The organism is Actinoplanes octamycinicus (assembly GCF_014205225.1).
GTDB classification, from domain to species: domain Bacteria; phylum Actinomycetota; class Actinomycetes; order Mycobacteriales; family Micromonosporaceae; genus Actinoplanes; species Actinoplanes octamycinicus.
In genome coordinates this window covers 5,321,250-5,345,983 of the sequence record NZ_JACHNB010000001.1, presented here as the reverse complement: position 1 = coordinate 5,345,983, position 24,734 = coordinate 5,321,250, and the positions used below count along the sequence as shown (strand labels likewise).

The window sequence follows — 24,734 nt, the reverse complement described above, 5'->3', positions numbered from 1 at the left end:
GGTGATCAGCACGCGGACGAAGCGGAGGTCGTGACCGGACGTATCTCGAAAACCACCGCTGTGGCCCTGTCCTGCCTGCTGAGCGCCGGTGTGCTGGCACCGCCGGCGCCAGCCGCCGCCGATCCGGGCACCACGCTGGCCGACCGCCTCGCCGCGGTCCGCACCGCACGCACCATCAACTACTACCCGTCGGACGCCGGCTGGTCGGCGATGTGGACCCGGTTCAACCCGGTGCGGGTCGACGAGGACCTGGCCCGCGCCGCCGAGCTGGGTGCGGACAACGTGCGGGTGGTGGTCTTCCCGCAGGTCTTCGGCTTCCCCGAGCCGAAACCGGAGTACCTGGCGAAGCTGGACAAGTTCGTCAGCATCGCCGACTCGCACCGGATGACCGTGAAGCTCACCCTGTTCGACTGGTGGTCCCGCTACAGCGACACGGGCGGTAGTGCCACCTGGGCGAACGCGGTGGTCGGCCGGTACGCCGACGACCCGCGGGTGCTCACCGTGGAGCTGAAGAACGAGATGGCGCCGGACGACGAACCGGCGATCCGCTGGGTGCGCGGGCTGATCCCGGAGGTCCGCGAGGCCGCCCCGGCGATGCCGCTGACCGTCTCGGTGAACAGCGGGCCGGACGGCCTGGCCCGGCTCCGGGCGGAACTGGCGGACACCCCGCTGGACTACTACGACTACCACTTCTACGGGGCGTCCGAGCAGGCGCTGCCCGACCTGGAACGGGCCCGGGCGGCGGCCGCGCCGGACCCGATGGTGATCGGCGAGACCGGGCTGAGCACCGCCGCGAGCAGCCCCGGCGAGCAGGCCGCGTACCTGGCCCGGGTGTTCCGGGCGGCGGCCACCGCCGGGGTCGAGTCGGTCGCGCCGTGGACGCTCACCGACTTCGCCGACGACGCCATCCCGAGCAACGCGGCGGTCTCCCGGATGCCGGCGCAGTACCGGTACGGCCTGTACCGCACCGACGGCACCCCGAAGCCGGCCGCCTCGGTGGTCCGGGCCGCCTGGTCCGGCGCCGACCAGCCGGCCGACGTGCTCGACCTCAGCTTCGAGGGCGACCCGGACGACTCGCCGTGGCGGGACAACCTGCCGCAGTACGGCGCCGCCCAGCCCACCGACGCGGTGGCGCACGCCGGCCGGCGCTCGGTGCGGTTCTCCGGCACCGGCCGGAGCAAGAGCGGGCTGCCGTCGCTGCGGATCTCCCCGATCATCCCGATCCAGCAGGGCCAGTTCTGGCACGCGGCGGCCTGGGCCCGCGGCGAGGACGCGACCGGGGTCACCGAGATCGCGCTGAGCTGGTTCGACGCCCGGGGCCGCTGGATCGGCCAGGACGTGTCGGCCCGGCTGCCGGTGGGCACCACCGGTTGGACCAGGCTGGCGATCTACACGGTCGCCCCGCCGGACGCGGCTGCCGTGCAGCTGCACCTCAAGTCCGGCGACAACGCCGGCACCGTCTGGTTCGACGACGTGACCCTGGACAACTAGGCGCTAGCGGGTGAGGGCGGCCAGGTAGGTGTCGAGCATCGCGACCTGCCGCTCCGGCGGGAACGCCGCCGGGTCGAACAGGGCCTGCACCACCAGGCCCAGGACGAAGGCCTGGGCGCCGGCCGCGATCGCGCCGGGGTCGCCGGGCGGCAGCTCGCCGAGCTGCTGCGCGGCGGCCACCCGGTCACGCAGCCGGTCCCGGCCGGCCGCGTACTTGCGGGCGTAGTCGCCGCTCAGACCGGCGTCGGAGAGCGCGGTGTCCCACGAGGACACCCAGATCCGGTTGCTGTCGGTGGCTGCCGCGGTCAGCGGCAGGATGTCCAGCAGCGCGTCCCGGAACGCGGCCAGGCCGTCGCCGCCCGTGCGGCGCGGGCGGCCCAGGGTGCGCTGCTCCAGGATGTCCAGGGCGTAACCGACCAGGGCCTGCTTGGTCGGGAAGTAGTGGGTCAGCAGGCCGGTGGTGGCACCCAGCTCGGCGGCGACCGCGCGCAGCGTGAGACCGGTGAAGCCCTTGCCGGCCAGCACCCGCCAGACCGCCTCGGAGACGTCGCGGCGGCGCGCCTCGTGATCTCCCTTGGTGCGTGCCATCCGCTCACGGTACATTCCCACAACAGTTGTTATGTGAATGGGGAGGTACCGATGTTCTCGCTACCGCTGCGCGCCGGCGCCCGGCTCGCGCCGCTGGAGGTCTGGCACGCCGAGGAGTTCGCCGCGCACCTGGACCGGGCCCGGGAGCACATCCGCCCGTGGGTCGGCCCGGCGTTCATCTCCCCCGACACCGCGGCCACCCTGCGGCGCTACGCCGACCGGCAGGCCGCCGACGGGGTCCGGCTCTACGGCATCTGGCAGGACGGGCAGCTCCGCGGCGGGGTGATGTTCACGTCCTTCGACACCGCCTTCGGCGGGTGCGAGATCGGCTGCTGGCTGGAGCCGGCCGCGGAGGGGCACGGGTGGATCACCGAGGCTTGCGGTCTGCTGCTGGACTGGGCATTTTCGGTACGCGGCCTGCACCGCGCCGAGTGGCACTGCCGGGCCGACAACAAGCGCAGCGCGGCGGTCGCCGAGCGGCTCGGCATGACGCTGGAGGGCGTCCGCCGGGAAGCCTGGCCGTTCCAGGGCGTCCGCTACGACAAGCAGGTCTGGGCGATCCTCGCGCCCGAGTGGCGGTGACTACTTCAGCGCACGGGCGTGCAGCGTGGTGACCGCCTTGCGGGCGGCCACGATCGCGCCGTGCTGCCAGGCGTCCATGTTGCTCAGCCAGTCGCCGGCGAACAGCACCCGGCCGGTCGGCTCGGCCAGCGGCTTGAAGATCGGCGACTGGGCCGACTCGCCGGCGAAGTCGTGCCAGGCCGCGCGCAGGTGCGGGACCTCCCGCCAGGCCACTGAGAACGACGAGTCCAGCTCGGTGCGGTACTTCGCGCCGTAGATGCGCTCGCCGAGCGTGACGGCGCTGGTCTCGCGGTCCTTCGGGGACATCGCCGAGTAGCGGTCGGCGGTCGCGCCGTAGTGGTAGTAGCCGATCAGCACGCCGCGGTCACCGAGATAACCGTGCGACGGGTGCCAGACGTGCGCCAGGTCCAGGTCGGTCTCGGTGATCCCGCCGAAGATCCGGTGGTCGGTCTCCCACCAGCGGGACCGGTACTCCAGGCCGATCTTCCCGGCGGAGAACGGCCGGATCGCGCCGAGCGCGGCGACCACGTCGGCGCCGAGGTTGTGGACCAGCCCGGTGAGCAGGTGCGGCGGCATCGCGGCGATCACGTAGTCGGCGGTCATCGCGTGGGCGCAGCCGGTGGCGTCGGTGTAGGTGACGGTGACGCCGGACCCCTTCTGGATCAGCGAGGTGGCCCGGCAGCCGAGCTTGATCCGCCGCGGGCCGATCGCCCGGGTCAGCGCCCCCGGCAGCCGGTCCATGCCACCGACCGGCTGGAACATCGGCATCGCCTGGTCGAAGCCGAACTCGAAGGAGAAGTGCCGGCCGACGCCGGAGGCGAACACCGCCGAGGCCGCCGGCACGTCGCCGAGCATCTCGCCGGGCGCCCCGGCCTCCCCCGGCCAGCTGGTGAAACCGCGGCGGCTGGAACCCAGGTACTCCCGGGCCTCGCCGAGATCGCCGAAGTCGGTGAGGAACTCGACCAGGCGCGCCCGGTCCTCGGCGGTCAGCTCGGCGTCCAGGGCGCCCTGGTCGGTGGCCTTGGCGAGCAGTTCACTGACGTAGCCGTAGGTGTCGGCCTTCGCGGTGCGGTACCGCACGGGCTGCCCGGCCGGCATCGAGCTGTGGTAGATGTACGCGTCCGCGTTGCCGTTGGTGAACACCTCGACCGGCACGCCCAGCTCCCGGCAGTAGTCGAGGGTGACCATCCACGGGGCGATCCGGGCCGGGCCGGCGTTCATGTACTGCCCGGCGGTGAACCGGGCGCGCTGGTGGAAGCCGTGCAGGTCGGTCAGCTCGTCGCCGCCGCGGACGGTCAGGTTGCGGCCGCCGGCCCGGTCACGCGGCTCCAGGACCGTCACCCGGTAGCCCGCCTTGCCCAGCTCGTACGCGCTGACCAGCCCGGCGATACCGGCGCCGAGGACGATCACGGTGCCCGGGCGGCGCCCGGTGAGGTGGAAGTCGGCGGGCTTCGGCGGATCGAACGGCGGCGTCGCGGCGGCGGCCGGCGCCAGGCCCAGCGCACCCATCGTGGCGAACATCGTGCCGGCGCCGCCGGTGAGCCCGACCGCGCGCAGGAAGGCGCGGCGGCTGAGGGGTCGCTCGAACATGCACCGACCCTCCCGGAACCCCGGCCTCCGGCACAGCGGCCTTACGGATCGTGGAAAGACATCGTTACCCGGCGATTCCGCCCTAGGCTGGGCGGATGCGCCTGCTGCTGATCGCCGACACCCATGTGCCGAAGCGGGCCCGGGACCTGCCTCCGCAACTGTGGGCCGCGGTCGACGAGGCCGACGTGGTGCTGCACGCCGGCGACTGGGTCGACGTGGCGCTGCTCGACGCGCTGGAGCAGCGGGCCACCCGGCTGATCGGCTGCTACGGCAACAACGACGGCGCGGCGCTGCGGGCCCGGCTGCCCGAGGTGGCCCGAGCCGAGCTGGGCGGCCTGCGGTTCGCGGTGGTGCACGAGACCGGCCCGTCCGGCGGCCGCGACCAGCGCTGCGCGGCCCGCTTCCCGGACACCGACGTGCTGGTCTTCGGCCACTCGCACATCCCCTGGGACAGCACCGCGCCGGGCGGCTTGCGCCTGCTCAACCCGGGCTCCCCGACCGACCGCCGCCGCCAGCCGCACTGCACCTACCTGACCGCGACCGCCGACGCCGGCCAGCTCAGCGACGTCACCCTGCACCGCCTGCCACCCCGCTGAGCCGGCCCGGCGCTTTCTTCGTCGTCCGAGAACAGAAGCGCACTCCCGATCACCACATCATGTGGGGTGCAGTGCCAAGCTAGGCGACGCCCTGAGCGACCAGCTGACCATCCACATACGCATGGACCGGCTGAGGACGGAAACCGGCGAAGAACTGCGCCCTGTGCTTCTCGATGGTCACGAAGTGCTGTTCGTTCGTTCCCACCCGGAAGTCGTACTTCTTCACCAGGCTGAACGACTGGAAGCGGATCGTACGGACGATGTTGATGCCGTCGACCTTGATCGACAGGTTGCCCCAGAACTTGTTGAAGGAGAACTCGACGGTGTGACGCTCGGCAACACCGACGTCGAAGGTCATCTTCACGGGAGCCACTGTACGCATCGCATCGCCCCGGCCGATGGGTCACCTATGCGATACTCCGCCGCGTTTTTTGGACCAACCGCATCGGCGATGGGCCACATCTATTCGGCAGGGGTCCGCGACATTCCGAATGGGGAGACGCACGGGCACTTCTGGGTCTTTCATCATGGACCTGAGCGTCGCCGCGCCAGGGTCACCCTGCACCGCCTGACACCTTAAATCGGTGTACCCGGTCGCGGCCGCCGCCCATACTGCGCCGGTGGATCAAGGGCTTTCCGAGCGGGCCGCCGCGCTCATCGAGTCGGCGGGGTACGGCGACGGCGACCGGGTCGTGGTCGGGCTGCGGCACGGGGACGGGCCGCCGGTGTACGTGAGTCACGGCGAGCCGTTCGCGGCGGCCTGCGTCGCGTCGGTGTCGAAGCAGATCACGGCCGCGTGCGTGGCGCTGCTCGTCCGGCAGGGCAAGCTCGACGTCGAGTCGGCGCTGGCCGCCTGGATCCCCGAGCTGCCGGCGTGGGCGGCCACCGTGCGGGTGCGGCACCTGATCCACCACACCGGCGGACTGCCCGAGAGCGGCGATTTCTTCGCGCTCCAGAAGGCCGGGCGGGACCGGACCGTCGCCGGCATGCTGGCCGAGCTGGGCGGGCACGAGAGCCTGGAGAGCACACCGGGAACCGCGTTCAGCTACCGCAACCCCGGCTACACCTGCCTATCGGTCATCGTCGAACGGATCGCCGGCGAGCCGTTCCCCGACTTCGCGCGTTCGCGTCTGTTCGAGCCGCTCGGCATGGCCGCCACCCGCTACTGGCCCGGCCCGGAGCCGTTCCCGCCCGGCGCCACGCCGACCGAGCTGGGCTCGCCGGCGCCGCTGTCGCTGGGTGACTGCGGCGTCTGGTCGACGGCGGCCGACCTGATGCGCTGGAACGAGGCCCTGGCGAACGACGAGCTGGGCGTGTCCGGCCTCATGCACACGGCGGGCCGGCTCGACGACGGCACGCCCCTCCCGTACGGCTGGGGTGTCGACGTGCTGACCCGGGCCGGTTTCCCGCTGCACCGCCACGGTGGCCTGTGGGCGGGCCTGAGCGCCCAGATCGCCCGGCTGCCCGCGCAGCGTGCCGGCCTGGTGGTGATCGCGCTGGACCATGTCGAGGCCCGCACCCAGCGGCTGGCCGACAACCTGATCGACGAGCTGATCGCCCGCTGAGCACGCCGGCCGACGCTCCAACCAGGACTGGAGGGCCACACGCCGGTCCGTGGTCGCCGGCCACCACCAGCCCAGGACCCGCGGCGCAACCCATTCGTCCGCGACAATGCGGATTCGCCGGTTCATTGACCGTCCCAAATGGCAGGACATAGGCTGCTGATCGTTTCGCGTCACTCATCGCCCGACGGAACGGGGACACGATGCGGCTTCTGAAACCCTCGGCTCTGGCAGTGCTCCTGGTGGCTGCCCTGACCCCGCACCTCGCCGGGACCCCGGCGAACGCCGGCGCCAAGTGCAGCACCGACCCGGCCGCGCACCTCGGCGACGTGCCCAGCCCGGAGCAGTTCCTCGGCTTCCCGCTCGGCCTCGGCCAGCAGCGGGTGGTCACCAACACCGAGATCCGCGGTTACCTGAGCGCCGTCGATCAGGCCTCGAACCGGGTGACCACCGGCACGATGGGCACCAGCGTCCTCGGCCAGCCGCTGAACTACGCGGTGGTCTCCGGCAAGCGGGTCACCCAGCGCACCCTGGACGACCTGCGCGACCTGCGCGACCCGCGGCGGACCAGCGCGACCCAGGCCCGGCGGACCGCGGCCGGCGAACCGGCCGTCGTCTGGATCGCCGGCAACGTGCACGGCGGCGAGACCAGCGGCGCGGACGCCTCGCTGAAGACGCTCTACGAGCTGGCCGCCGGTCTGTCCTGCGCGGTCCAGGAGCGCAACGACAACCTGATCACGGTGATCCTGCCGACCCAGAACCCGGACGGCCGGGACGCGGTGCGGCGGCAGAACGAGTACGGCTTCGACCTGAACCGGGACTGGTTCGCGCGCACCCAGCCGGAGACCGACCGCAAGATCGACCTGCTCCGGAAGTATCCGCCGCAGGTCTTCATCGACGCTCACGAGATGGGCGGCCGGCAGTACTTCTTCCCGCCGAACGCGGACCCGATCCACCACGAGATCGCCGACGAGCCGGTCGACTGGATCAACCGGATCGGCGCGGCGAACAAGGCCGGTTTCGGCTACAACGGCGCCTGCACCGAGACGGTCACCACCGAGTGCTACTTCAACTACGACACCTATGACCTGTTCTACATGGGTTACGGCGACACGGTTCCGGCGACCGGGTTCGGCGCGGCCGGGATGACCTACGAGAAGGGCAGCGCCTCCGCGGTCCAGGACCGGGTGCAGCAGCAGTTCAACACCCAGTGGGCGACGCTCGGCTGGGCGGCCGCCAACAAGCGCGAGGTGCTCAGCGGCTACTACAAGATCTGGGCGGACGCGCTGGCCGAGGGCCGGGCCGGCACGCTGGAACCGAACGAGGTGGTCCAGCCGGAGAACACCGTCCAGTTCCCGGTCCCGAATCTCAAGATCAGGTCGTACTTCCTGCTGCCGGACCGTCAGCTCGGCGACGTGCGCCGTCTGGTCGAGCGGCTGCGCGGGATGGACGTCGAGGTCTATGAGATCAAAAAGCCGGTTACGGTACGCGACGCGCACGTCTTCGGCGGCCGCACCGCGAAGAACGTCACCGTGCCGGCCGGCGCCTACTGGATCCCGATGGAGCAGCCGCAGAAGCACTGGATCCAGGCCACCCTGGGCGAGGACCCGTACGTCCCGTTCCCGTACTTCTACGACGTGTCCTCGTGGAGCAACCCGCTGCTGATGGGCATCGACACCCTCTACACCGGCGACACCGTCCGGCCCCGCGCCGACCTGGTCCGGCGGATCGAGGGCGGTCGCGCCGGGCACGCCCCGGCCAAGGGCTCCTACAGCTACCCGCTCGACTCGGCCTCCGCCGCGCAGCTCACCTTCCGGCTGCTCGGCCAGGGCGCCGGGCCGGTCCGGGACGGCGCCCTGGTCCGGGTGCCGGCCGCCGCGATCACCCGGGACACCGACCGGCTGGCCCGCTCACTGGGCGTGACCCTGACCCCGAGCCGCAAGCCGGCCGCCGGCGCCGCGCTCACCCGGCCCGACGTCGGCCTGTTCCGCGGCGCCGGCATCTCCACCACCTCCGGCTCCTACGGCGAGGCGCGTTACGTGCTGGGCAGCCGGTGGGGCCTCGACCTGAAGCCGGTGACCACCGCCGACATCAACGACAACACCCCGGCGTTCACCGGCCGCACGGTGCTGCTGGTCCCGGACGGCAGCAACCCGACCGGTGGCCTCACCGCGGCCGGCCAGGCGAACCTGCGGGCCTGGATCGCCCAGGGGCACACCTACGTCGGGCTGCGCAACGAGGGCACCCGGCTGGCCCGGGCCGCCGGCCTGACCTCCACCACGGAGGTCGCCAAGCCGGACGACTACCTGGTGATCGGGTCGCACTTCCGGGTCGACGTCGACCCGGCCAGCCCGGTCGCGGCGGGCCGCCCGGCCGAGGACTTCGAGTTCAACAACGACGACCCGATCCTCACCCCGAGCAGCACCGGCGTGAACGTGCTGCGCTACCCGGCCGGTGACACGTTCTGGCACAACGGCTACACCGTCGGCGACGACCTGCTCCAGGGCACCGCCGTGGTGGTGGACGAACCGACCGGCGCCGGGCGCGCCGTGCTGTTCGCCTTCAACCCGCTGTTCCGCGGCTACAACGAGAGCGGCCAGCACCTGCTCGCCAACACGCTGCTCGCCCCGGCCGGCACCCCGTCCGCGCTGCGCGCCACCAGCCCGGACCCGGCCCGCGCCGCCGCCGCGAGCCGGCCGGCCCCGGCCAACCTGGGCGGCGAGTGGCGGCCCAGCCGGATCCAGGTGGCCGCCGCCGACCTGGCCCGGGCGCAGGCCGTGGTGAACCGCCACACCGGCGCCGCGACCGCCTCGGTGATCGGCGGTTCCGGCTACCTCACCATCCCCAACCCGGACGGCCTGCAGCCGGACGAGCACCCGTTCCTGCGTGATCTGGTGACCGACCTGAAGGCGGCCGGCATCCCGCTGCGCGCGGTGGTCGGCTGACCGCACCCACCCCGGTGGCGCCGGCTGATGCCGGCGCCACCGGCGCTGGGTCAGGCCGGCGGGTGCTCCGAGAAGTGCCGCTCGACGGCTTCTCGTAGTTCCCCCGCGGTCCGTCGACTCGACGCCATCGGCGCCGCCCACTGCCGGCCCGGATGCAACTCGTCCCAATCACTGCGCGGGGCGCCCAATCGGCCCGTGCCACCCGGATGATTCCCGAATCCGGTCACCACCGCGTTCCACACAGGCCGGTGCCGGCTCCGCATGAGGCCTTCGGCTTCGGGGATGAACATCGCCACGGTCGGCAGCGCGCGCACCCGGAAGTCGGCCGTCTTCAGATCGGAGCACTGCTCGATCGAGCGCCGGTGAGCCGCCGCCCGGACCCGGAGACCGCTTCGCGAGACGACCGACGGCGACCGTGCGACACGGACCGAACCCAGGTAGATCGGCGTGACGCACTGCGGCGAGGAGATCGGTCGGTACAGCGGATGCTTACCGGTGTAGTAGAGGGCGAATAGACCGTCGTCGTCGGAGAACACCTCCGCGTCGAGCGGCACGGGCGGCACGGACTCAAGTTCCCGTTCGACGCTGCGTACCAAGTTTCGCAGATCCAACGGGTTGAATACCGTGCCGCTCGACGCCGTTGCCACGCCTGCCGCACCGGGTCTGTCGCCCACCGTCGGCACGGGCGTCGTCGTGCTCGGCGTCATCCGGGCTCGGCGCAGCAGATCGACCAGAGGCTGATCGTCGACCCCGAGCGCCCGGCAGATGGCCACCACGGTGCCCACCGACGGCACCGGCCGTCCCCGGCGCGCGTTCAGGGCCTGGCTGACCGCAGTCCGTCCACGTGCGGACTCCCGGACCAGAGTGGCGATCTGCCAGTTCTTGGCGGCCATGAGCCGGTTCAGCTCCATCGCGAGAACCGTCAGATCGTCTTCTTCGGCCACGCCCGCCTCCCGGATGTTCGCTTTCGTTCGACATTATTCAGTCGAACATAACGCCTGGCTCGCAGCATATAGCGTTCCCGTGTTCAGCTTCGTATCAAGACGGGGGAACATGGTGCAGGCAGTGATGGTGATCCGGGCTTTGCTGGCGACGATCGTCGTCCTGGTGGCGTTGCTGACCGCGGTCCTCGCCGGCTGGCTGACCCAGCTGGACGGCGCCGCGCTGCCCGGTGTCGTGATGCGGTCCGGCATCGCCTTCGGCGCCGCGCTCGGCATCGGGGTCGCTGTGCTGGCCCTGCTGTGGTGATGCAATCCGACCCGGCCGGTTCGCCGTCGCACGTGTCCCGCAGGTGACAGAGCCCCGGCCGGGCTGGTGCCAGGCTGGGGCTCTCGTCTGTCCGAGGCCAGGAGTCCGCCATGGCCGTTCCGACCACCGTTTACCGCCAGCTCTCCGATTCCGCCCAGCGGGCGCTGCGCTGGGCGGGCGCCGCCGCCGCGCACCGGGAGGGCCGGCCGCCGGGCCCGGACGGACCGCCGGTCACCGGCTTCGACCTGCTGGTCGGGCTGCTGCTGGCCCATCCGGACGCCGAGGGCGAGGCGTTCGTGCTGCTCGACCACTTCGGACTGACCGCCCGCGACGTGCTGCCGCCGACCTATCCCCGCGTCGCGCCGGACGAGCTGCAACGCCGGGCCGCCGAGGTGACCGGCCCGCCGGACCTGTCCCCGCTCACCCAGGCGGTCTTCGACCGGTTGCCGCGGCGGGCCAGCGACAAGGTCCGCCTCTACCACGTGCTCGGTGCGCTGCTCGGCGGGGACACCGAGCTGACCGGGCCGCTGACCGGCGCGCTGGCCGCCGGCGGCGACACCCTGGACGCGGTGCGCACCTCGTACGAAAGGTGGCTGCGGACCGAGGCGGACCAAGCGCCCCGGGCCGGTGTGTCGCTGCGCGCGTGGCTGCGTGGCACCAACCCGCGGCAGCCGGTGGACCTGCCGGCCTACGCCTCCGACCGGATCGACGCCGGGCACGACCTGATCGGCATCGACGCCGAGGCGGACGCCTTCGCCTACCTGCTGGCCTCCCGGGATCTGACGCCACCGCTGGCGATCGGGCTGTTCGGCGACTGGGGCAGCGGCAAGAGCTTCCTGATGCAGGCGGTCAAGACCCGGATCCACCGGCTCGGCGAGCTGGTCGACGGGACGGAGCAGGACCAGGCGCCGGTCTGGCAGCAGATCCGGCAGATCGAGTTCAACGCCTGGGAGTACGTGCAGGGCGACCTCTGGGCCGGCCTGCTGGAACGGATCTTCGGCGAGCTCGGCACCCCGAGACTGCCGACCAATCTGGTGGACACCGCCCGCAAGCCGCTGGAAGCGGAGTTGCAGGCCGAGCAGGAACGCGTCGGTCAGTCGGCGGAACAGGTCGGCGCCCGCGCCAGCGAGGTGTGGGACGCGACGGTGGAGCTGGCGTTCGCCATGAACGAGGCGATGGCGGCCCGGGACGCCGCGCCCGCACGGACCGAGGCGCTGCTCGCCGACCAGGGCCGGGACGCCCTGCGCGAAGCGCTCGGCGCGGCCTGGGCGGAGCGACGGCTGGACATCGTCGGTCAGGACGGCGCGGCGCTGCTGGACGCGGTGAGCGAGGCGAAGACACAACTGCGCAAGCCGGTCGGGCCGTACTGGCGGAAACGCTCGCGGATCGTGCTGCTCAGCCTGGGCGCCGCGGTCATCCCGGTGGTCGCGTGGGTGCTGACCGTCCTGGACGTGCCGCCGCTGGTCTCGCTGCTCGGCGGCCTGACCGCGGTGGTCCCGGTGGCGACCGGCGCGATCCGCGCCGCCACCGGCTGGTCCCAGCGGGTCATCGCCGATCTGGAGGCGGCCGAGGCGAAGGTCCGCGAGGACATCGCGCGCGAGCTGGCCGACCGCGACCGCCGGGCCGACGAGGCCGCCCGCCGGCTCGACGACGCCGAGCAACGGCTGGCCGCCGCCCAGGCCGCCCGGGAGGTGCTGGATCGGCGCACCGAGTCGCTGCGGCAGCGGATCGCGGAGCTGACGCCGGAGCGGGTCTTCGTCCAGTTCGCCGACGAGCGCAGCTCGGACTACCGGCGCCGGCTGGGTCTGCTGTCCCGGGTCCGGCGGGATCTGCTGGACATCCAGAACCAGCTGGGCGCCAACAACACCGACCGGCTGGCCGGCAAGGGCGACCCGGCCCTGCCCAACCGGATCGTGCTCTACATCGACGACCTGGACCGCTGCCCGCCGGACAAGGTTGTCGAGGTGCTCGAGGCGGTGCACCTGCTGCTCGCCTTCGAGATGTTCGTGGTGGTGGTCGCGGTGGACACCCGGTGGCTGAGCGCGGCGCTCACCGACCAGCTTCCCGTGCTGACCGAAACCGGTCAGGACGACCGCCGCCCGGCGCCGCGCCACTACCTGGAGAAGATCTTCCAGCTGCCGTACTGGGTGCAGCCGCTCACCGCCGAGGCCCGGATGCAGCTGGTCCGTGGGCTGCTCACGGCGAGCACCCGGGGCCCGGCCGGAGATCCCGTCCCGTCCGGCGTCGTCGACCTGCACGTCGGCGAGCGCGAGCGGGAGGTGCTGAAGCTGATGCTCGGACAGCGCTCGTCGACGCTGCGGATCGAGACCAGCCAGCTCAGCCTCAGCCCACCGGACCTGGAGTTCATCGAGTCGCTGGCGCCGCTGGTCGGGGACACGCCCCGCCAGGTCAAACGGTTCGTCAACACGTGCCAGCTGCTGCTCGCGATGCGGCCGCCGCTGCAGCCGGGTGACCGGTTCCCGCCGGAGCGGCACGTCGTCTGCCTGCTGGCGGCGATCAACGCCGGACCGTCCACGGTGGCCGACGCCGTCTTCGCCAAGGCGGCCGCGAGTGTCCCGGCCACCCTGGGCGCCGTGGCCGACGAGCCGGAGGGGACGGCCGCCGAGGCTTGGCGGCCGCTGCGCGACTGGCTCGCCCCGCGCCCGCCGTGGCGGGACCTCACGGCCGGGCGGCTGGCCGTGCGGCTGGAGATGGTCCGGCGGCTGCGCTTCGAGCCACCCGGCCGCATCTGATCGGCGGCCCTGCGGGCGCCTTCGCCGGCACGCCGACGGTCATGCTCTGGCATGTCGAGATGGCCGCTTGAGGTCACGGTTCGCTTCGACTGCTTTCCGGTACGGCGGGAGCTTCCGCCGTACCGGAAAGCGGCGGTCCGGAGCCGCGGCGGACCCGGCGCGTGCCCGCGGACCGGGAACGGTCAGGCCCGGGCGCCGATCGCCACCGCGCGCAGCAGGAAGCCGGGGCTGGTCAGCGCGCTGGGGTGGGCGAGCATCGTGGTCACCTCGCCGAGCCGCAGGTTGATCCGGCGGTCCCGCATCGACGCCTTGAAGATCAGCCCGCTGATCCGCTGGATCATCTTGTAGCCGCGCGGGTAGGGGCCGTCGACGTGCGGCAGCGCCAGGTCGGCCATGGTGGACACCTGCCAGGCGGCGTCGACCACCACCTTGACGTCGGCGAAGTAGGAGAGCGCCGGCCGGTCGAGCGCCGGAGCGCCGCGGAGGTACTCGGACAGGCAGGAGGCGTGCAGCATGGCCGAGGTCATCCCCTGGCCGTAGACCGGGTTGAACGAGGCCACCGCGTCGCCGGCGGCGACCAGCCGGGCCGGGAAGCGGCGCAGCACGTGGAAGTCGCGGCGCCGGCTGTCCGCCTGGTGGTAGGTGACCACCTCGCCGGCCGCCGCCGACCCGGTCGCCACCCGGCCGAACTCCGCCGGGAAGTCCCGGACGCAGCGCTCCCGGTACTCGTCGGCGTCGCGGCCCGGCTTGTCGTCGGCGTAACCGGAGACCAGCATCGTCCACCGGTCCCCCTCGATCGGGGTGAAGCCGCCGATCCGGGCCACCTTGCCCGGGCCCGGGTTGGCGATCGAGATGCAGGTCCAGACCGGGGCGTCGGCCGGACGCTGGAAGAGCTGGGTGGCGTAGTTGAGCTTGATGCCCATCCGCTGCATCGGCGGGCGCGGGAAGCCGTCCGCCTCCAGCCAGTCGCTGAGCCGGCTGGACCGGCCGGTCGCGTCGACCACGAAGTCGGCGTCCTGCTCGGCGCCGTCGACCCGGACGCCGGTCACCGCGCCGTTCTCGATCCGCAGGCCCTCGGCCCGGCCGTGCACGGCCCGGACGTTCGGCAGGGCCAGGACTCGGTTGCGGATCAGCGCCTCGAGGAACGGCCGGCTGGAGATCAGCGCCTGGGCGGCCGGGCCGGTCGGCGGGTCGTCGCGCAGCTCACCGTCCATGTAGAACCGGTTGGTGCCGGGCGGCGGGTCGACCGCGCCGGCGTCCAGCGCCTGCTGCCCGAAGCCGGGGAAGAACCGCTCCAGCTGCCGCTGCCCGGACGGCAGCAGGGCGTGCACCTGGCTGCCCTGCGGCACCCCGGGCCGCGGACCGGTCGCGCCGACCGGGTCGGCGGCCAGCTGCTCGTCGGAGACGTCGAGCGCGGCCAGGTCGTCGCGCTCGACAATCAGCACGTGGTCGGCGTGGTCGCTGAGCACCCGGGCGGCCATCAGCCCGGCGACGCTGCCGCCGAGCACGACAGCGGTGCGGAACAGCACCCGGGTCCCGGCGGGTGGCTCGGACGTGGTGATCGCGGCGAAACGGCTGGCGGCAGACATGTGAGACTCCCCCGTGGCAGTAAGGACGCCTCACAATAACGGCAGTGATCGAAAAATCTAGCTACCCCGATACCCGGCGGTTCAGGCGGACGATTTCGCTGTTCAGCGCGGTCGCGAACAGGCACCAGGCGACATAGGGGGCGAGCGCCGCGCCGGCCAGCCGATCGGTGTTCGCCGCCCGCCGCCAGAGCAGCACGTTGGCCACGTTCAGCGCGAGGATCTCGGCCAGAGCCACCTTGGGCCGCTTGGCTCCGAAGAAGAGCAGCGTCCAGGCCGCGTTCAAGCCCAGATCGGTGGCGAACACCCGGCCGAACGCGCGCCGGCTCGCCGGGTCCGGGCTGCGGTCCAGCGCCCGGGCGCCGGCCACCGCGATCAGCCCGTAGAGCGGCGTCCACACCGCCGGGAACGCGGCCGGTGGCGGCTGCCAGGACGGCTTGCGCAGCGTGCGGTACCAGGCCGACTTCGGGTCGGTGGCGAGCGAGCCGGCGCCGGCCGCCGCGACCACCGCGGCCGTGGTCGTCACCCAGGTGGGAATGGTCATGCCCGATGCCTTACCCGCGGCGGCCGGGTTTACCCGGGCGAGTGCCGGGCACCGATTCACCATCCGACAACGCCGACAAGGGAGGCAGCATGCCTACGTCCATCACCGGTAAGCGGGTCGCGTTCCTCGCCACCGACGGCGTGGAGGAAGTGGAGTACACCGAGCCGCGCAAGGCGGTGGAGAACGCCGGCGGCACCGCCGAGCTGATCTCGATCAAGGACGGCGCGATCCAGGCCGTCAACCACCTGGACAAGGCCGGGACGTACCCGGTGGACCGGCTGGTCAAGGACGCCCACGTGGCCGACTACGACGCCCTGGTCCTGCCGGGCGGCGTCGCCAACCCGGACTTCCTGCGCGCCGACCCGGCCGCGGTCCGGTTCGTCGGCGACTTCGTGGCCACCGGCAAGCCGGTCGCCGCTATCTGCCACGGCCCGTGGACCCTGGTCGAGGCGGGCGTGGTCGACGGCCGCACGCTGACCAGCTGGCCGAGCCTACGCACCGACGTCACCAACGCCGGCGCGACCTGGGTCGACGAGCAGGTGCACGTGGACGGCTCGCTGGTCACCAGCCGCAAGCCGGACGACCTGCCGGCCTTCTGCGACCAGCTGCTGGCACAGGTCGCCGCCTGATCCGCCGCCCCGGGCCGGCCGGCTCAGCAAGCCGGCCGGCCCGGGGCTTCTCAGGTCAGCTGCTCCAGGCGGCGCATGGCGGCCGCCACCTGCTCGGACAGGGCGACGAGCGTGGTGGCCTGCTCGACGGTCATCTCCTGAGCGCGGGCGGTGGTGACGTCGATGTCGCCGATCGCCTCGCTCATCGCCGCCATGATCTCGACGACCGCACCGACGTGCTCGTTCAGCTCGTCCAGGGTCGCGGTGATCGTCTCGGTGGACTCGGCCGTGGTCGAGGCCAGCGTCTTGACCTCGTTGGCGACCACGGCGAACCCGGTACCCGCCTCGCCGGCCCGGGCCGCCTCGATGGTCGCGTTCAGGGCCAGCAGGTTGGTCTGCTTGGCGATGCCACCGATGAACCGGGCCACCTCGTCCACCCGGCGCAGGCTGTCGTGCAGGATCCCGACCGCGGCGGTGGCCGAGCCGTTGCTGGTCAACAGGCGGCCGGCGGCGGTCCGGACGTCGGCAACCTGCCCCTCGATCCGGGACGCCGCGGCGCTGACCGTGCCGGCCCGCTCGGAGACGTCGGCCAGCTGGCCGCTGACCACCGACGACGTGTTCGTCACCAGTTCCTGGGCGGCCTGCTGAGCCTGCCGCTGGGCGGCGGTCTGCTCCTCGTGCGCCCGCTCCAGCTCACGCTGGCGCTGCTCCTGCTCGGTGCGGATCTGCTCGTCGGTGGCGCTGATCGTGTCCAGCATCCCGTCGATCGCCCGGCCGAGCGCCGCGATGTCGTCGGTGCCCCGCGCGTCGATCCGCAGCTGGTGGTCGCCGGACGCGATGATCTTCTCGGTGGTCTCGCGCAGCGGCCGGACCCGGTTGCGCAGCGCCCGCCGGGTGGACCAGCGCAGCAGCAGGACCAACAGCACGGTGGCCACCGCCATCAGGCCGAACAGCCGCTTCGCGGTGCTGCTCGCGGCCTGGTAGATCGGCCGTGGCTGGACCGCCTCCAGGGTGAGCGTGCCGCCGCCGACGGTCGGCATGGTGGCGTCCAGGGCCATCCGGTCGTCGCCGAGCACCGCGGTGTGCACGTCGATCGTGCCGACCATGCTGGCCAGCGACGGCTGCGTCACCGCGCCCGGGCGGGCCGCGCCCACCGTGGCGATGGTCAGCCCGATGTCCTTGCCGAGCGCGCCGAGGCGCTCCGGCGACAGCTGCTTGAGCAGGATGAACCCGCCGGACGACCGGCCCTCGCCGGAGCTCGGGAAGGCGCCCAGCCCGCAGTACAGGTACGCGTCGCCGGCGTCGACGATGCCGCAGCGCGCGGCGCCGGCCTCGGCGTCCGGGTCGTAGAGCGTCTTGAGCAGCGCCGGGTCGGCCAGCGCGGCGGGCAGCGCGCCGAACCCGGGAGCGGCCGTGGTCAGGCCACCGACCCGGAGCCGGCCGTCCGGACCGATGCCGAGCACGCCGTCCAGGTCGTTGGCGTCGTGCTGGGTGTCCGGCGGGAAGTCCTCGGCGAAGGCGTCCTGGTCGGCCCGCGCGATGTCCTGGTAGGCGTTGTCCCAGATGCTGTTGGTGACCCCGAACGCGGTCAGCAGCCGGGCCTGCCCGTCCAGCCCGATCCGGATCCGGTCGGCGTCCTGGCCCACCTGCCGGGCCTCGAGGTCACCGAACGCGCCGGTGGCCACCTGACGCAGCAGCAGGAACCCGAGGACGCACGCGGTCAGCGCGCCGAGGATCGGCCACAGCCGTCGCACATCCACTCTCATGACGCTTCCATCGGCCGCCACCGGAAACGTCTGAGCGATCCCGATGTGGCGTAGGAAACGTTTCAGGGATCAGAGGCAGCACCAGCAGTAGAGCGACTCGCCCTGCTCGCGGGCGCGGATGGCCAGCGCGGTGAGGTCGGTGAGCACCCCGCTCAGGAACTCGGCGTCCAGGAAACCGCTGAACTCCTCGATGCCGGTCCAGCGCTCGGCCAGCTCGGACACCCGGCCGGCCGGGATGGCGGCGAGGATGTCGCGCGCCTCGTCGGCGAGCACGGTCACCCACGGCCCCAGGTAGTCCGGATCGTCCGCGACGCCGACCGGCCAGATCAGTCGTTCCCGACCAGGCGCCTTCCGCCCGGTCGCGAACTCCAGGACCTGGGACAGGGCGACGCCCGGGTCGATCATCTTCAGGTCGACGCTCTCGAACACCTCCGCCGGGGACGATCCCTCGTTCTCGTCCAGGTGCCGGCGGACCTCGGCCGGGCCGGGCGCCCGGAAGTAGTCGTACAACACACCCATCGTCATCCCCCCTCGTGGTCTGCGGCGACGATAGTGGACACCTATGACACTTCGGGACGCGTCGACCGCGCTGGCTGCCGCCGCGGAGCTCGGGGCCTACTTCGCCTGGGAGCCGTGGGACGGGTCGGCCGGGTGGCGGCCGTTCGGCGAGCTGCTGGACGAGCGGGTGGTGGCGGAGCGGGTCGCGCTCGGGCGGGACACGCTGGTGCGGATGTCCGGGCGGGAACCGGCGGCGATCGGCGAGCGGGAGGTGGCCTCGATCACCTTCCTCGGGCTGGCGTCCCGGCTGCTCTCGCCGCTGCTCGCGGCCGCGGCGGTGGGCGGGGCGGCGGTCCGGCCGGACCCGGAGCGGCTGTGGTGGCGGGCGGCGCCGGGCGGGCCGCTGCCGTTCGCCTTCCGGGACCTGACGGCCGCGCCGTGCGCCGGCTGGGCGCCGGACCGGATCGCCGAGGCCGGTCTGATCGACCTGGTCGAGCCGCTGCTGACGGTGTTCCGGGAGCGGTTCGCGCTGTCGCCGCGGGTGCTCTGGGGCAACGTGGCGTCGGCGCTCGGCGGGGCGGCCGGGATGATCGCGGACGGGCGGCCGGAGAGCGCGGCGCGCGGCGCGGCGATCGTCGAGGCGGCGCTGCGGCTGGCCCCGTTGCGGGCGTCGGCGGAGCTGGTCCGGCCGGATCCCGGGCGGGACCGGTGGTTCCTGGTGCGGCGCAACTGCTGCCTCTACTACCGGATCCCGGGCGGCGGGACGTGCGGGGACTGCGTGCTGACCCCGGACGCCGAGCGGCGCCGCCACTGGCAGGCGGTCCTCAACCGCTGACCCCGGACGCCGGGCGTCACCGCCACCGGCAGGCGATCCTCAACCGCTGACCCCGATTTCCCCTGCGCCGCCACGGCGGCGATCCTCAGCCGCCGTTCCGCGTGCGGCTCAGGGCGGGTCGATCCGGGACAGCTCCAGGACGGCGGACAGCTCGGCGCGGCCCGGGCCGCCGGCCGCCACCCAGCCGGCGATGTCGTCCAGGACCGGGTCGTCCAGGACCAGGCCGAACCACACCGGCCGGGCGCCCGCCCGCCGCGCGTCCGGAGCGGGCTGCACGACCAGCACGTTCGACTGGGAGCAGGCGTCCAGGCAGAGGCTGGTCCGGACCCGGTGCGCCGGGGCCAGCGCGGCACGCAGCCGCTCGATCTGCCGGTCGTGGTCGACCGCCGGGTGCTTGCTCAGGCTGCCGCAGCAGCAGTCCCGGCACACCGTGACCGTGCACCCGTCCGCCTCGTCGTCCCGCACAGTTGATCACTTTACGGGGGCCGGGCGCTTCCGCCGGCGGGCGGCGGTTCCTATCGTCGGAGCATGGTGCCGGGGCGGTTCGGGGCGGATCGGGCGTGGGGCGAGCGGGCGGCGCGGCCGCTGCGGCTGCTGGCCGGTGGCGGCGCGCGGCCGACCGGACCGGAGATCGCCGCCCTGCGCAGCGGTCTGAACCGGCGGGACGAGGTGGCGGCCGCGCTGGTCCGGGCGGTGCGGGACGCGCCCGGGCTGACGATCCGGGACCTGCACCGGCTGGTCGCCGCGGGGCCGGCGGAGGACGTACCGGAAGCCGTCCGGACCTTCTTCGCCGCGGTCAGTGACCGGCCCGCCTGGCTGGACGACGATCTGCTGGCCCGCGGAGCGCAGGCCTGCCGGGCCTTCGGCATGGACGCCGGGCTGGTGCTCGCCTACGGGTCGCTGCTCGGCGGCTACCGGACCGGTGCGGCGCTGGAGCCGCTGGTCCGCACCGGCCGGCTGACCGGCGGCGAGACCCTGCGCCGGATCCGGGAGACCTCGCACTGGTGGCGCGCGGTGACCGCGCCGGGCGGCCTGGCCCCGGACGGCGCCGGGTTCCGCGCCACCCTGCACGTCCGGGTGATGCACGCCCTGGTCAACGCCCAACTGGAGGCCGACCCGACCTGGGACCACGAGTTCCGCGGGCTGCCGATCAACCAGTACGACCAGGCCAGCACCCTGGGCGTCTTCTCCACCAGCTTCCTGCTGCACCTGCGGCTGCTCGGGGTGCGCGTCTCCCGGGCGGACGCACGGGCGGTGATGCATCTCTGGTGCTACGTCGGCTGGCTGCTCGGGGTGGACGAGCAGTGGCTGCCGTTCACCGAGCGGATCGGGCGCCGGCAGCTCTACCACTTCCTGTCCTACGACCCGCCGCCGGACCGGAACAGCGTCGCGCTGGCCCGCGCCCTGATCGCGATGAGCGACGAGTTCGCGCGCGGCTGGCGGCGGATCTACGAACGCGAACGCGCCCTCTCGGTGAGCACCTGGCTGCTCGGCCGGGGCGCCATGCGGGATCTGCGGCTGCCCTGGCGCCCGCCGTGGTACGGCCTGGCCCGGGTCGCCGCGAACCTGCTGATCAGTCACGGTCTCGGCCGGCTCCCCGGCGGCCGGCGGCTGCTGCTGGCCCGGGGCGAACGGCAGGCGCGGGCCCAGTTCGCCCGGTGGGGCTGACGTACCGTCTCTCCTGTGTGGAATGCCGCCGTGACCGTGGCGCTGGCCGGGCTGTTCTGGGTGCTGCCCGCCGCGCGGGCGGACAGCGTGCCGCGGATCCTGACCGGCGTGGTGCTGGCGCTGGTCGTCGCGGCCGCGATGCTGCTGCGCCGGCGGGCGCCGCTCGCCGCCACGCTGACCGCCGGCGCGGCCACCCTGGCCGGCACCGCGCTGGGCGTCTGCCAGGACCCGATGCTGGCCACCGCCTGGTGCCTCTATCCACTGGCGATCGAGCGGGCCGCCCGGGCCCGGCGCCTCGTGATCGCGACGGCGCTGCTGGTCACCGCGCTGGCGCTGGTCGCCGGCGTGCCGGACGGGACCGGGCACGACCTCGGGGTGCGGATCGTGGTCGCGGTCGCCGCGCTCAGCACCGCCTGGCTGCTCGGGACCGCCGTGGGCCGGCAGCTGGCCGCCGCCCGGGAGGCGGAGCGGGCCCGGGTGCAGCTGGCCCTCGCCCGGGACGTGCACGACGTGGTCGGGCACGCGCTCGGGGTGATCGCGGCCGAGGCCGGCGTGGTGCTGAGCCTGCCCGACGCGCCGGCCGAGGAGCTGCGCGAGACGCTGGCCGGCGTGGCCGGCCACGCCCGGACGGCGCTGGTGGACGTGCAGGCGCTGGTGCGGTCGTTGCGCGCGCCGCAGCGGTGGGATCTGACCGCGCTGGCAGCCGGCGCGCGGGCCGCCGGGGTGCGGGTCGAGTTGGACGCCGACGAGGAGGTGCCGGTGAGCGGCGTGGCCTACCGCGTGGTGCAGGAGGGGCTGAGCAACGTGATGCGGCACGCGCCCGGGTCGTCGTGCTCGGTGTCGGTGCGGCGGGTGGGCGGCTCGGTGCTGGTCGAGGTCCGCGACGACGGCGCGGTCCGGCCGGCCGGACCGCCGGGCAGCGGGCTGGGGCTGATCGGGATGCGGGAACGGGTGGCGGCGACCGGCGGCACGGTCAGCTGGGGTGAGCGCCCCGGCGGCGGGTTCGCGGTGACCGCCCGGCTGCCGGTCGAGGAGCCGGCATGATCTCGGTGTTCCTGGCCGACGACGACGCCCGGTTCCGGGCCGCCTACCGGAAGCTGTTCGAGCGCAGCGACGGGTTCCGGTTCGCCGGCGAGGCGGCCGACGGGGCCGCCGCGGCCGAGCTGGTGGCCCGCCGCCGGCCGGACGTCGTCCTGCTGGACGTGCAGATGCCGGGCACCGACGGCCTGGCGGCGGCCCGCCGGATCCTCGCCGCCGGCGGCCCCCGGGTGATCATGTTGACCACTTTCGACCTGGACGAGTACGTGCACGAGGCGCTGACCCTGGGCGCCGCCGGGTTCCTGCTGAAGAACGCCGCGCCGGCCGAGGTGCTGCACGCGGTGCGGACCGTGCACGCCGGGAACGCGATGCTGGCGCCGGAGGTGACCGCGCGGCTGCTGGAGCGGTTCGCGCCGCGCCGCCCGGCCCGGCCGCACGCGTTCGCCGGGAAGCTGCTCTCCGACCGGGAGCTGCAGGTGATCCGGCTGGTGGCGCGCGGCTTCTCGAACCAGCGGATCGCCGACGAGCTGTTCCTCAGCCTGGAGACGGTGCGGACCTATCTGCGGCGGATGTTCATCAAGCTGGAGGTGTCCGACCGGACCCAGCTGGCCGTGCTCGCTCATCAGGCCGGCTTGTTGCACGAGCAGCGCTGATGTCCACTTCCGGGGGACGCGGCGGAACCCGGATGCTCGGCAGGCTGCGGTGGTGATCGAGATCCGCGACCTCAGCAAACGACCCGCGCTCGACCGGGTCGGCTTCACCGCCCGGCCCGGCCGGGTCACCGGTTTCCTCGGGCCGAACGGCGCCGGCAAGTCGACCACCCTGCGGCTGCTGCTCGGGCTGGACCGGCCGTCCGGCGGGACCGCGCTGCTCAACGGCCGCCGCTACCGGGACCTGCGGCATCCGCTGCGGACGGTGGGCGCGCTGCTGGACGGGGCTGGGCCGGTGCCGGAGCGCCGGGCGGTCGACCACCTGACCTGGATCGCGCAGAGCAACCGGATCCCCCGGCGCCGGGTCGGCGAGGTGCTCGACCTGGCCGGGCTGACCGCGGTCGCCCGGACCCGGGTGCGGCGGTACTCGCTGGGCATGGGGCAGCGGCTCGGGATCGCCGCCGCGCTGCTCGGCGACCCGGCGATCCTGGTGCTCGACGAGCCGGTCAACGGTCTCGACCCGGACGGCATCCGCTGGGTGCGGGAGCTGCTGCGGGACTCCGCGGCGGCGGGCCGGACGGTGCTGGTCTCCAGCCACCTGATGGCCGAGACCGCGGAGACCGCGGACGACCTGGTGGTGATCGCCCGCGGCCGGGTCGTCGCGGCTGGCCCGCTGGCCGAGGTGACCGCGGGACACCGGTCCCTGGAGGCGGCGTTCTTCGCGCTGACCGGCAGGTGAGCCTGCTCCGGGCCGAGGTCGCGAAGATCGTGACGCTGCGGTCCACCTGGCTCGCCACCGGCCTGATCCTGGCCCTGCACGTGCTGGTCCAGTCGGCCAACCTGGGGGTCACCCGGGACGCGGTCGCGGCGATCACCCCGCGGGGCACCATCGAGCTGTTCCTCGGCGATCCGCAGCCGGCCCGGCGGGCGCTGCTGGAGATGCTGGTCGCCTCGTCGTTGCAGATCGGCATCTTCCTGCCGGTGCTCGGCGCGATGATCGGCGGGCAGGAGTTCCGCGCCCGGCAGCTCGGCCAGAGCCTGCTCGCGGCGCCCCGCCGCGGCCGGCTGATGCTCGCCAAGACGGTCGCGGCCGCCGGGTTCCTGCTGCTGGTCGCGATGGTGGTCGCGGCGATCAGCGCCGGCTTCCTGCACGCCGCCGCGCGCGACTGGGACCCGGGCCTGGTGATCAGCGCGGACGCCTGGCGCGGGCAGGCCAAGTTCCTGGCGTTCGCGGTGCTCACCGGCTTGGTCAGCCTGGCCTTCACGGTGCTCGGCCGGGGCACGCTGCCCGGGGTGCTGAGCACCGTCGGGCTGACCACGCTGACCATGACCCAGGTGCTGGCCGGGCCGGCGCCGGCCCTGGACGCGCTGCTGCCGCTCAGCGCCGGCCGCAACCTGCTGCTGGATCCGGCCGCGGCCGAACTCTCCGCCGGGCCGGGGCAGGCCCTCGCCGTGCTGACCGGCTGGGCGGTGCTGGCGCTGGCCGCGGCCGGGATGGCGCTGAGCCGGCGGGACGCCCGATGACCGGGATCGCCGCGGCCGAGCTCACCAAGATCCGGACGCTGCCGGCCGCCGGGGCCGCGGTGCTGGCCGCCCTGCTGGCGAACGCCCTGCTCGGCTGGTTCGCCGCGGGCACGCCGACGGCCCGGATCGGCACGCTGATGCTCGCCCCGGCCTACCTGTTCCTGGCCGCGCCGGTGCTCGCCGCGGGCAGCGAGCACCGCGCCGGTCAGCTGCGGATCAGCCTGCTCGCGGCGCCGTCCCGGCACCGCTGGTTCGGCGCGAAATCGCTGGTGGTCACGGTCGTCTCGGCGGTCGCGGCGGTCGTCGTGGTGCTTCCCGGGTACGTGCTGCAGCACGGCGCCGCGAGCACGGTGACCGGGGCGGCGGCCCGGGTGCTCGGGTACCTGCTGCTGGGCCTGATCGGGTTCGGTCTCGCGGCCGCGGCGCGGTCGGTGGTCACGCCGCTCGTCGTGCTGGTGACGCTGCCGGTGCTCCTCTCCCCGATCCTCCGCGGCCTGCTGCCCGGGGTGGTCCGGCTGCTGCCGCACGAGGCCACGCTGAGCCTGGTCGGGCTGGCCGCGCCGGCGGCGCTCACCGGTCCGGCAGGTCTGGCCGTGTCCGCCGGGTGGGCCGTGCTGGCGGTCGGTGCGGGCTGGCTGACCACGGCCGTCCGGGACAGCTGA

24 protein-coding genes are annotated in these 24,734 nt (G+C 73.5%); 15 read left to right on the top strand and 9 right to left on the bottom strand.

The features are described 5' to 3' along the window. The first annotated feature begins 30 nt into the window (after positions 1–30). Positions 31–1,491, top strand: coding sequence for a cellulase family glycosylhydrolase (locus BJY16_RS23380; protein WP_239176770.1), 1,461 nt, complete (start codon positions 31–33; stop codon positions 1,489–1,491). 3 nt (positions 1,492–1,494) lie between these two features. Here the strand turns inward: BJY16_RS23380 and BJY16_RS23375 are convergent, their stop codons facing one another. Continuing rightward, positions 1,495–2,079, bottom strand: coding sequence for a TetR/AcrR family transcriptional regulator (locus BJY16_RS23375; protein WP_185041719.1), 585 nt, complete (start codon positions 2,077–2,079; stop codon positions 1,495–1,497). Positions 2,080–2,130: 51 nt separating this feature from the next. Here BJY16_RS23375 and BJY16_RS23370 point away from each other — a divergent pair, with 51 nt between their 5' ends. Beyond that, complete coding sequence (locus BJY16_RS23370; RefSeq protein ID WP_185041718.1) at positions 2,131–2,661, top strand: GNAT family N-acetyltransferase; 531 nt, start codon at positions 2,131–2,133, stop codon at positions 2,659–2,661. On the opposite strand, the gene BJY16_RS23365 is transcribed toward BJY16_RS23370, so the two are convergent. Next, positions 2,662–4,251 (bottom strand): flavin monoamine oxidase family protein, encoded by a 1,590-nt coding sequence (locus BJY16_RS23365; RefSeq protein ID WP_185041717.1) that lies wholly within the window; start codon positions 4,249–4,251, stop codon positions 2,662–2,664. Positions 4,252–4,346: 95 nt separating this feature from the next. On the opposite strand from BJY16_RS23365, the gene BJY16_RS23360 reads away from it, so the two are divergent. Beyond that, positions 4,347–4,847 carry a metallophosphoesterase family protein gene (locus BJY16_RS23360; RefSeq protein WP_185041716.1) on the top strand — a complete coding sequence of 167 codons (501 nt, stop codon included), beginning with the start codon at positions 4,347–4,349 and terminating at the stop codon, positions 4,845–4,847. A gap of 79 nt (positions 4,848–4,926) precedes the next feature. Here BJY16_RS23360 and BJY16_RS23355 read toward each other — a convergent pair whose 3' ends face one another. Beyond that, positions 4,927–5,205, bottom strand: coding sequence for a hypothetical protein (locus BJY16_RS23355; protein ID WP_239176785.1), 279 nt, complete (start codon positions 5,203–5,205; stop codon positions 4,927–4,929). 262 nt (positions 5,206–5,467) lie between these two features. On the opposite strand from BJY16_RS23355, the gene BJY16_RS23350 reads away from it, so the two are divergent. Both BJY16_RS23350 and BJY16_RS23345 read left to right on the top strand, forming a co-directional pair. Continuing rightward, the gene (locus BJY16_RS23350) at positions 5,468–6,412 is read left to right on the top strand and encodes a serine hydrolase domain-containing protein (protein ID WP_185041714.1); all 945 of its coding nucleotides are present in this window, start codon (positions 5,468–5,470) and stop codon (positions 6,410–6,412) included. Positions 6,413–6,642: 230 nt separating this feature from the next. After that, entirely contained in the window at positions 6,643–9,354 is a 2,712-nt protein-coding gene (locus tag BJY16_RS23345) for a M14 family zinc carboxypeptidase (protein WP_239176768.1), read from the top strand. 50 nt (positions 9,355–9,404) lie between these two features. On the opposite strand, the gene BJY16_RS23340 is transcribed toward BJY16_RS23345, so the two are convergent. Continuing rightward, complete coding sequence (locus BJY16_RS23340) at positions 9,405–10,298, bottom strand: Eco29kI family restriction endonuclease (RefSeq protein WP_185041712.1); 894 nt, start codon at positions 10,296–10,298, stop codon at positions 9,405–9,407. A 109-nt stretch (positions 10,299–10,407) separates the two neighbouring features. Between BJY16_RS23340 and BJY16_RS23335 the strand changes: the two genes are divergently transcribed. Next, complete coding sequence (locus BJY16_RS23335; RefSeq protein ID WP_185041711.1) at positions 10,408–10,602, top strand: hypothetical protein; 195 nt, start codon at positions 10,408–10,410, stop codon at positions 10,600–10,602. Positions 10,603–10,712: 110 nt separating this feature from the next. Next, the gene (locus tag BJY16_RS23330) at positions 10,713–13,355 is read left to right on the top strand and encodes a P-loop NTPase fold protein (RefSeq protein WP_185041710.1); all 2,643 of its coding nucleotides are present in this window, start codon (positions 10,713–10,715) and stop codon (positions 13,353–13,355) included. 182 nt (positions 13,356–13,537) lie between these two features. Here the strand turns inward: BJY16_RS23330 and BJY16_RS23325 are convergent, their stop codons facing one another. After that, positions 13,538–14,944 carry an FAD-dependent oxidoreductase gene (locus tag BJY16_RS23325; RefSeq protein WP_185041709.1) on the bottom strand — a complete coding sequence of 469 codons (1,407 nt, stop codon included), beginning with the start codon at positions 14,942–14,944 and terminating at the stop codon, positions 13,538–13,540. A gap of 61 nt (positions 14,945–15,005) precedes the next feature. Further along, positions 15,006–15,485: a TspO/MBR family protein gene (locus tag BJY16_RS23320; protein WP_185041708.1), complete on the bottom strand. Its 480-nt coding sequence runs from the start codon at positions 15,483–15,485 to the stop codon at positions 15,006–15,008. 89 nt (positions 15,486–15,574) lie between these two features. Between BJY16_RS23320 and BJY16_RS23315 the strand changes: the two genes are divergently transcribed. Next, a complete protein-coding gene (locus BJY16_RS23315; RefSeq protein ID WP_185041707.1) occupies positions 15,575–16,114 on the top strand; it encodes a type 1 glutamine amidotransferase domain-containing protein in 540 nt (179 codons plus the stop codon). Positions 16,115–16,164: 50 nt separating this feature from the next. Here BJY16_RS23315 and BJY16_RS23310 read toward each other — a convergent pair whose 3' ends face one another. Continuing rightward, positions 16,165–17,859 (bottom strand): methyl-accepting chemotaxis protein, encoded by a 1,695-nt coding sequence (locus tag BJY16_RS23310; protein ID WP_185041706.1) that lies wholly within the window; start codon positions 17,857–17,859, stop codon positions 16,165–16,167. 69 nt (positions 17,860–17,928) lie between these two features. After that, positions 17,929–18,384: a hypothetical protein gene (locus tag BJY16_RS23305; protein ID WP_239176766.1), complete on the bottom strand. Its 456-nt coding sequence runs from the start codon at positions 18,382–18,384 to the stop codon at positions 17,929–17,931. A gap of 37 nt (positions 18,385–18,421) precedes the next feature. Here BJY16_RS23305 and BJY16_RS23300 point away from each other — a divergent pair, with 37 nt between their 5' ends. Further along, positions 18,422–19,192, top strand: coding sequence for a (2Fe-2S)-binding protein (locus BJY16_RS23300; RefSeq protein ID WP_185041705.1), 771 nt, complete (start codon positions 18,422–18,424; stop codon positions 19,190–19,192). Between the two features lie 108 nt (positions 19,193–19,300). On the opposite strand, the gene BJY16_RS23295 is transcribed toward BJY16_RS23300, so the two are convergent. Further along, entirely contained in the window at positions 19,301–19,657 is a 357-nt protein-coding gene (locus tag BJY16_RS23295; protein ID WP_185041704.1) for a hypothetical protein, read from the bottom strand. Between the two features lie 63 nt (positions 19,658–19,720). On the opposite strand from BJY16_RS23295, the gene BJY16_RS23290 reads away from it, so the two are divergent. The 6 genes from BJY16_RS23290 to BJY16_RS23265 are packed head-to-tail and all read left to right on the top strand — an operon-like array spanning position 19,721 to position 24,734. Then, the gene (locus BJY16_RS23290) at positions 19,721–20,860 is read left to right on the top strand and encodes an oxygenase MpaB family protein (protein WP_185041703.1); all 1,140 of its coding nucleotides are present in this window, start codon (positions 19,721–19,723) and stop codon (positions 20,858–20,860) included. A 15-nt stretch (positions 20,861–20,875) separates the two neighbouring features. Then, the gene (locus tag BJY16_RS23285; RefSeq protein ID WP_185041702.1) at positions 20,876–21,904 is read left to right on the top strand and encodes a sensor histidine kinase; all 1,029 of its coding nucleotides are present in this window, start codon (positions 20,876–20,878) and stop codon (positions 21,902–21,904) included. Beyond that, a complete protein-coding gene (locus tag BJY16_RS23280) occupies positions 21,901–22,551 on the top strand; it encodes a response regulator (protein WP_185041701.1) in 651 nt (216 codons plus the stop codon). The genes BJY16_RS23285 and BJY16_RS23280 overlap by 4 nt, the downstream gene beginning before the upstream one ends. 52 nt (positions 22,552–22,603) lie before the next feature. Beyond that, positions 22,604–23,287: an ABC transporter ATP-binding protein gene (locus tag BJY16_RS48525; protein ID WP_185041700.1), complete on the top strand. Its 684-nt coding sequence runs from the start codon at positions 22,604–22,606 to the stop codon at positions 23,285–23,287. Next, a complete protein-coding gene (locus BJY16_RS23270; protein ID WP_185041699.1) occupies positions 23,284–24,072 on the top strand; it encodes an ABC transporter permease in 789 nt (262 codons plus the stop codon). The genes BJY16_RS48525 and BJY16_RS23270 overlap by 4 nt, the downstream gene beginning before the upstream one ends. After that, positions 24,069–24,734, top strand: coding sequence for a hypothetical protein (locus BJY16_RS23265; protein WP_185041698.1), 666 nt, complete (start codon positions 24,069–24,071; stop codon positions 24,732–24,734). Before BJY16_RS23270 ends, BJY16_RS23265 begins: the two co-directional genes overlap by 4 nt.